Origin of the sequence: Curtobacterium sp. PsM8 (genome assembly GCF_030433875.1) — a bacterium.
GTDB lineage: Bacteria > Actinomycetota > Actinomycetes > Actinomycetales > Microbacteriaceae > Curtobacterium.
Map to the genome: position 1 here is coordinate 1 of NZ_JARUXD010000119.1, position 6,154 is coordinate 6,154.

Consider the following 6,154-nt stretch of genomic DNA (forward strand, 5'->3'; position numbering starts at 1 on the left):
CCCCCCCCCCCCCCCCCGCGGCGGGGGGGGGGGGCCCGGGGGGGGCCCCCCGGGCCCCCGGGGGCGGGGCGCGCCCCCCCCCCCCGGGGCCTCCAGGCCGTCGGCTCGTGCGACGCGGTCAGCGACCGGCGAGCACCTCGTCGTAGACCGCGCGGGTCTTCGTGGCGATGGCACCCCAGGTGAACTCGCTCTCGACGCGCAGACGACCGGCGCGGCCCATCAGCTTCGCGAGCCCGAGGTCGGCGAGCACCTCGTTGAGGGTCGCGGCGAGGTCGGCGACGTAGCGGTCGGGATCGGTCGGCGTACCGGTGCCGTCGGACGCCTGGTCGATCGGCACGATGCGGCCGGTCAGGCCGTCGGCGACGACCTCGGGGATGCCGCCGGTCTTCGTACCGACGACGGGGATGCCGCAGGCCATGGCCTCGAGGTTCACGATGCCGAGCGGCTCGTAGATCGACGGGCAGACGAACACGGTCGCACTCGAGAGGACGTTGACGATCTCGCGGTGCTCGAGCATCCGGTCGATCCAGACGACGCCGTTGCGGCGGGTCCGCAGGTCCTCGACCAGCCCGGTGACCTCGGCGAGGATCTCGGGTGTGTCGGGGGCGCCGGCGCAGAGCACGACCTGGACGTCCTCGGGCAGGGACGCCACCGCGCGGAGCAGGTAGGGCAGCCCCTTCTGGCGGGTGATGCGACCGACGAAGACCACGCTGGGGCGGTCCGGGTCGATGCCCAGGGCGCGGACGGCGTCGTCGTCGCGCTCGGGCTTCCAGTCGTCGATGTCGATGCCGTTGTAGACGACCTTCACGCGGGACGGGTCGATCGACGGGTAGGAGCGCAGGATGTCCGCGCGCATCGCCTTCGACACCGCGACGACGCCGTCGGCGTTGGTGAACGCCTCGCGCTCCATCCAGCTGGACAGCCGGTACCCGCCGCCGAGCTGCTCGGCCTTCCAGGGGCGGAGCGGCTCGAGGCTGTGGGCGGTGACGACGTGCGGGATGCCGTGGGTGAGCTGCGCCAGACGCCCGGCGGAGTTCGCGTACCAGGTGTGCGAGTGCACGAGGTCGGCACCCGCGACGTCGGCCGCGATCTGCACGTCGGTGCCGAGGGCCTGCAGCGCACCGTTCGCCTGCTCGAGGCCCGCGGGCGTGCGGTAGGCCCAGACACCCTGTTCGTCGCGGAAGCCACCGAAGGCCCGGACACGGACGTCGGTGTCCGTCCCGGACCGCAGCGCCGCGGTCAGCTGGGCAACGTGGACACCGGCTCCGCCGTAGACCTCCGGCGGATACTCCCTGGTCAGTAGATCGACTCGCACGCGTTCAAACTAACGGGTTCCCAGTGCTGACGCCTACTGTGAGCGACATGGCAACGAAGAAGGTGTTCGGCATCGTGCTCGCTGGCGGCGAGGGCAAACGGCTCATGCCCCTCACGGCGGACCGTGCGAAGCCCGCCGTGCCGTTCGGTGGGAACTTCCGCCTCGTGGACTTCGCACTGTCGAACCTGGTCAACTCCGGGCTGCAGCGCATCGTCGTCCTGACGCAGTACAAGTCGCACTCACTGGACCGGCACGTCTCCCTGACCTGGCGCATGGAGGGGCTGCTCGGCTCCTACGTGGCCTCCGTCCCCGCTCAGCAGCGGCTCGGCAAGCGCTGGTTCGCCGGCTCGGCCGACGCGATCCTGCAGTCCCTGAACCTGATGCGTGACGAGCGGCCCGACATCGTCGTCGTGGTCGGTGCGGACCACGTGTACCGGATGGACTTCTCCCAGATGGTGGAGGCGCACATCAAGTCGGGCCGCAGCGCCACCGTGGCGGCCATCCGCCAGCCGATCGAGCTCGCGGACCAGTTCGGCGTCATCAAGGTCGACGACGCGGACCCCACCCGGATCGAGGCGTTCCTCGAGAAGCCGAAGGACGCCACCGGCCTGCCGGACTCCCCGCACGAGGTCCTGGCGTCGATGGGCAACTACGTGTTCGACGCCGACGCCCTGGTGGACGCGGTCCTCCGCGACGGTCAGATCGAGTCGTCGGACCACGACATGGGCGGCGACATCATCCCGGACTTCGTCGCACGCGGCGACGCCGGCGTCTACGACCTGCAGCGCAACGAGGTCCCCGGCTCGAACGACCGCGACAAGTACTACTGGCGCGACGTGGGCACGATCGACTCGTTCTTCGACGCCCACATGGACCTCATCGCGCCGGTCCCGGTCTTCAACCTGTACAACCAGGACTGGCCGATCTTCAACCAACAGACGAACCTGCCGCCGGCGAAGTTCGTGCGCGACGCCAACGGCAACACCGGCGCCACCGTGGACTCCATCGTGTCGCTCGGCTGCCTGCTCTCCGGAGCCCAGGTCGAGCGCAGCGTCATCGGTCCGTGGGCGACGATCGACTCGCAGGCGAAGGTGCTCGACTCGATCGTGTTCGAGCGCGCGACCATCGGTGCCGGGGCGATCGTGAACCGGGCGATCCTGGACAAGGACGTCGTCCTCGCACCGGGCGCCCACGTCGGTGTCGACCGCGAAGCCGACGAGGCCCGAGGGTTCACCGTCACCGACTCCGGCATCACCGTCGTCGGCAAGGGCGTCCGCGTCGAAGCCTGACCCCGTCCGCTCCCACGTCGTGACCCCATGACGTGACCCCGCGACGTCACGGGGCACCCGACCCCGCTACCGTGGTCGGGTGCCCCGTTTCCTCGTCGTCCTCGATGCCGATTCGACCCTGCTCGAGGACGAGGTCATCGAGCTCCTCGCCGACGCGGCGGGGACCCGGCCACAGGTCCAGGCGGTGACGGAGCGCGCCATGCGCGGCGAGATCGACTTCACCGAGAGCCTCCGGGAGCGGGTCGCGACGTTGGCGGGCCTCCCGGTCGACACGTTCGCCCGCGCGCAGCAGGCCGTCCGCGTCACCCGCGGTGCCGACGAACTGGTGCGCGGGGTGCACGCCGCCGGCGGGACGGTCGCCGTCGTGTCGGGTGGCTTCCACGAGGTGCTCGACCCGTTCGCCGCCGGGCTCGGACTCGACCACTGCCGGGCGAACCGGCTGGAGACGCAGGACGGCGTGCTCACCGGGCGTGTCGCGGGTGCGGTCGTCGACGCGCAGGCGAAGGCGGACGCGCTCCGGTCCTGGGCGGCTGCGGACGGCGTGCCGCTCGCCCGCACGGTGGCCGTGGGTGACGGTGCCAACGACCTGGCGATGATGGCGGTCGCGGGGCTCGCCGTCGCGTTCGACGCGAAACCGCGGGTGCGGGCGGAGGCGGACGTCGCCGTCGTCGACCGTGACCTGTCCGTCGTCCTCGCCACCCTCGGCCTGCGCGGCTGACGCGCCGTCGGCCGGAGCACCGCCGGCAGCCCGTCAGGCGGTCAGTGCCCCATGCCCAGGCCGCCGTCGACCGGGATGACCGCGCCGGAGATGTAGCCCGCGCCGTCGCCCGCCAGGAAGAGCGTGGCGTCCGCGACGTCGTCCACGCTGCCGTAGCGCGCCGCCGGGATCGCCTTCTTGAACTCGGCCTGCAGCTCGTCCGACAGGGCAGCGGTCATGTCGGTCTGGATGAACCCCGGTGCGACGACGTTGGCCGTGATGCCGCGGGAGCCGAGCTCGCGCGTGATGGACCGGGCCATGCCGACCAGCGCGGCCTTGGACGAGGCGTAGTTGACCTGCCCGATCTGCCCGTACGCCCCGACGACGCTCGACATCAGGACGATGCGGCCGAACTTCGCCTTCATCATCCCCTTCGTCGCGCGCTTGACCACGCGGAAGGTGCCGGTCAGGTTCGTGTCGACGACGCTCGTGAAGTCCTCTTCCGACATCCGGAGCAGCAGCTGGTCGTTCGTGATGCCGGCGTTCGCGACCAGGACCTCGATCGGCCCGAGCGCTGCCTCGACCGCGGTGAAGGCGCGGTCGACCGACGCGGTGTCGGTGATGTCCGCCTGCACGGTCAGCGCGCCCTCGGGGCCGCCCTGCCCGCTCCGCGAGGTGACGGCGACCCGGTGTCCGGCGGCGACGAAGCGGGCTGCCAGCGCGTGGCCGATGCCGCGGTTGCCGCCGGTGATGAGGACGGTACGGGGGGTGGTCATGGTCGCTCCGTTCGCTGGTGGTCGCTGGCCTGCCGGCGCCTCGCGGCTCCGGACACAGCGCCAGCGAGCCTACCGGTGCACTCCGCGACGGCCGGTCTCCGCACGACCGTCCGGATGTCGTCCCCCGGGCGTAAACTGGAGGCCGGCAGACGGAGACCCCACCGCATGAACCGCAAGAACCCGCAGGACCCGAGCGGCCCGCGCATCCAGCTCCAGCGATCGGTGCCGGAACACGTGACCGCAGAGCCGATGGCGTCGCAGAACATCACGACGCTCCCGGACAACCCGGAGATCGACCGCGCGCACCGGCTCTCTCGCTACGTGTGGCAGATGGCCTTCCGTGTCGTCTGCTTCGTCGGGGCCGTGCTGATCTGGAGCGCCTGGCACTCCTGGATCGCCGTGCTGCCGATCGTCGCGGCCGCCGTCGTCCCCTGGGTCGCGGTCGTGCTGGCGAACGCCGGCAACCGCACCGGCGGCGACGTCGTCCGACCGGGTGGTGCCGTCGAGCTGTACGACGCGGTCGACCCGCGCCTCCGCGACGAGCAGGAAGACGCACGCGCCCAGGCCTACCGGGCCGAGCAGGAGCGCCTGCGCGACCAGGCCCAGCGTGCGCAGGAGGACTGGCAGCGAAACGGTGACCGGTCGCGCGTCTGGACCGCACGGAACGGCGGCCGCCGCTGATGGGAGCGACCTTCGACCTGTTCACCGAACCCGGCGCGACGCCGGTGTGTTCGCGGGCCGGTTGTTCGTCGACGGCTGCGTGGCGGGTGAACTGGCGGAACCCGCGGATCCACGCCGAGGACCGCGTCAAGATCTGGGCGGCCTGCGACGACCACTGCGACTTCCTCGCCGACTACCTGCGGTCGCGCTCGTTCCCGGTCCGCGTGACCGGCATCGACGACGACGTGGAGCACCTCGACGACACCACCGCGCGCGTCGCGGGTGACGGGCGATGACCGAGGGGTTCGACCCCGGTTCCCGGTACGGGCGGCGCCACGCGGCTCGGATCCGCCAGGCGCAGGACGGTGCACCGACGTCGGCTGACGGCGCGACCACGTCCGTCCGAGGCGGCACCGCCCAGCCCTTCGTCGGCTGGCACTTCGTCCGCAGTCGCCGTTGGCTCGGCTACTTCGCCATCGCCGTCGCGTTCGCGATCATCTGCACGCTGTTCGGCATGTGGCAGTGGGACCGCCGGAACGAGGCCGTCCGCCAGAACGACCAGATCGCGGCGAACTACGACCACGCCCCGGTCCCGGTCGACCAGGTCCTCCCCCGCGCCGGCACCTGGAGCAACGACCTGACCTGGCTGCGTGCGAGCGTCACCGGCCGGTACGACACCGACCACCAGCTGCTCGTCCGCAACCGTGTGCACAACGGCCAGCCCGGCTTCGAGGTCCTCGTCCCCCTGGTCACCGCCGACGGTCGCGCCTTCGTCGTCGACCGCGGGTGGGTCCCCACGGGCAACAAGCAGGACGCGCCGGACAGCATCCCGGCTCCGCCGACCGGTACCGTCACCGTCGTCGTGCGTCTGCAGCAGTCCGAGCCCCGCATCCCCGGCCGCACCGACCCGGCGAACACCGACCAGGTGCAGTCCGTCACGCTGCCGGACGTCGCGGACAAGGCCGGCCACCCGATCTGGACCGGCGCGTACGGCCAACTCGACAGCGAGACACCGGCACCGTCGGAGCGTGCGCCCCTCGGCTGGGACCGCCCCAGTGCGGACACCGGCCTGCACCTCAGCTACTTCATCCAGTGGTTCCTGTTCGCCGTCGGGGGCTTCGGGTTCCTGGCCTACGTGATGGTGCAGGAGTACCGGAACCTCAACCAGGACGACCCGGAGGAGCGCGAGCGCGCCCTCGACCGGCAGCGCCGCAAGGACGCGAAGCCGAAGTCGGACGCCGAGATCGAGGACGAACTGCTCACGTCCCGTCGCTGACGGACCGACAGCACGCACAGACGGAACGGGAGGCCCCGGGGGGGGTGGGCCCCGGGCGCCCGGGGCGGATGTGGGGGCGGGGCGCGCGGGCAGCGCGGGCGGTGGGCGACCCGGGGGGCGGGTTTGCGTGGGGCGCGGGGG

7 protein-coding genes are annotated in these 6,154 nt (G+C 71.9%); 5 read left to right on the top strand and 2 right to left on the bottom strand.

The features are described 5' to 3' along the window. Positions 1 to 118: 118 nt before the first annotated feature. Positions 119 to 1,315, bottom strand: coding sequence for a glycogen synthase (gene glgA, locus QCD68_RS16685; RefSeq protein WP_301223831.1), 1,197 nt, complete (start codon positions 1,313 to 1,315; stop codon positions 119 to 121). Positions 1,316 to 1,362: 47 nt separating this feature from the next. Between glgA and glgC the strand changes: the two genes are divergently transcribed. Beyond that, positions 1,363 to 2,604, top strand: coding sequence for a glucose-1-phosphate adenylyltransferase (gene glgC, locus QCD68_RS16690; RefSeq protein ID WP_301223832.1), 1,242 nt, complete (start codon positions 1,363 to 1,365; stop codon positions 2,602 to 2,604). Between the two features lie 79 nt (positions 2,605 to 2,683). Next, complete coding sequence (serB, locus tag QCD68_RS16695; protein ID WP_301223833.1) at positions 2,684 to 3,322, top strand: phosphoserine phosphatase SerB; 639 nt, start codon at positions 2,684 to 2,686, stop codon at positions 3,320 to 3,322. A gap of 41 nt (positions 3,323 to 3,363) precedes the next feature. On the opposite strand, the gene fabG is transcribed toward serB, so the two are convergent. Next, a complete protein-coding gene (gene fabG, locus QCD68_RS16700; RefSeq protein WP_301223834.1) occupies positions 3,364 to 4,077 on the bottom strand; it encodes a 3-oxoacyl-ACP reductase FabG in 714 nt (237 codons plus the stop codon). A gap of 165 nt (positions 4,078 to 4,242) precedes the next feature. Between fabG and QCD68_RS16705 the strand changes: the two genes are divergently transcribed. The 3 genes from QCD68_RS16705 to QCD68_RS16715 are packed head-to-tail and all read left to right on the top strand — an operon-like array spanning position 4,243 to position 6,013. Continuing rightward, a complete protein-coding gene (locus tag QCD68_RS16705) occupies positions 4,243 to 4,758 on the top strand; it encodes a DUF3099 domain-containing protein (protein WP_290156472.1) in 516 nt (171 codons plus the stop codon). Next, positions 4,758 to 5,033: a hypothetical protein gene (locus QCD68_RS16710; RefSeq protein WP_111073524.1), complete on the top strand. Its 276-nt coding sequence runs from the start codon at positions 4,758 to 4,760 to the stop codon at positions 5,031 to 5,033. Before QCD68_RS16705 ends, QCD68_RS16710 begins: the two co-directional genes overlap by 1 nt. Continuing rightward, positions 5,030 to 6,013, top strand: a complete 984-nt coding sequence (locus QCD68_RS16715; protein ID WP_301223835.1) for an SURF1 family cytochrome oxidase biogenesis protein — start codon at positions 5,030 to 5,032, stop codon at positions 6,011 to 6,013. The genes QCD68_RS16710 and QCD68_RS16715 overlap by 4 nt, the downstream gene beginning before the upstream one ends. Positions 6,014 to 6,154 lie beyond the last annotated feature (141 nt).

What these genes read in the sequence shown, in the direction of transcription:
- glgC (WP_301223832.1), top strand. Translation starts at nt 1,363, where the DNA reads ATGGCAACGAAGAAGGTGTTCGGCATCGTGCTCGCTGGCGGCGAGGGC.
- fabG (WP_301223834.1), bottom strand. Translation starts at nt 4,077, where the DNA reads ATGACCACCCCCCGTACCGTCCTCATCACCGGCGGCAACCGCGGCATC.
- QCD68_RS16705 (WP_290156472.1), top strand. Translation starts at nt 4,243, where the DNA reads ATGAACCGCAAGAACCCGCAGGACCCGAGCGGCCCGCGCATCCAGCTC.
- QCD68_RS16710 (WP_111073524.1), top strand. Translation starts at nt 4,758, where the DNA reads ATGGGAGCGACCTTCGACCTGTTCACCGAACCCGGCGCGACGCCGGTG.
- QCD68_RS16715 (WP_301223835.1), top strand. Translation starts at nt 5,030, where the DNA reads ATGACCGAGGGGTTCGACCCCGGTTCCCGGTACGGGCGGCGCCACGCG.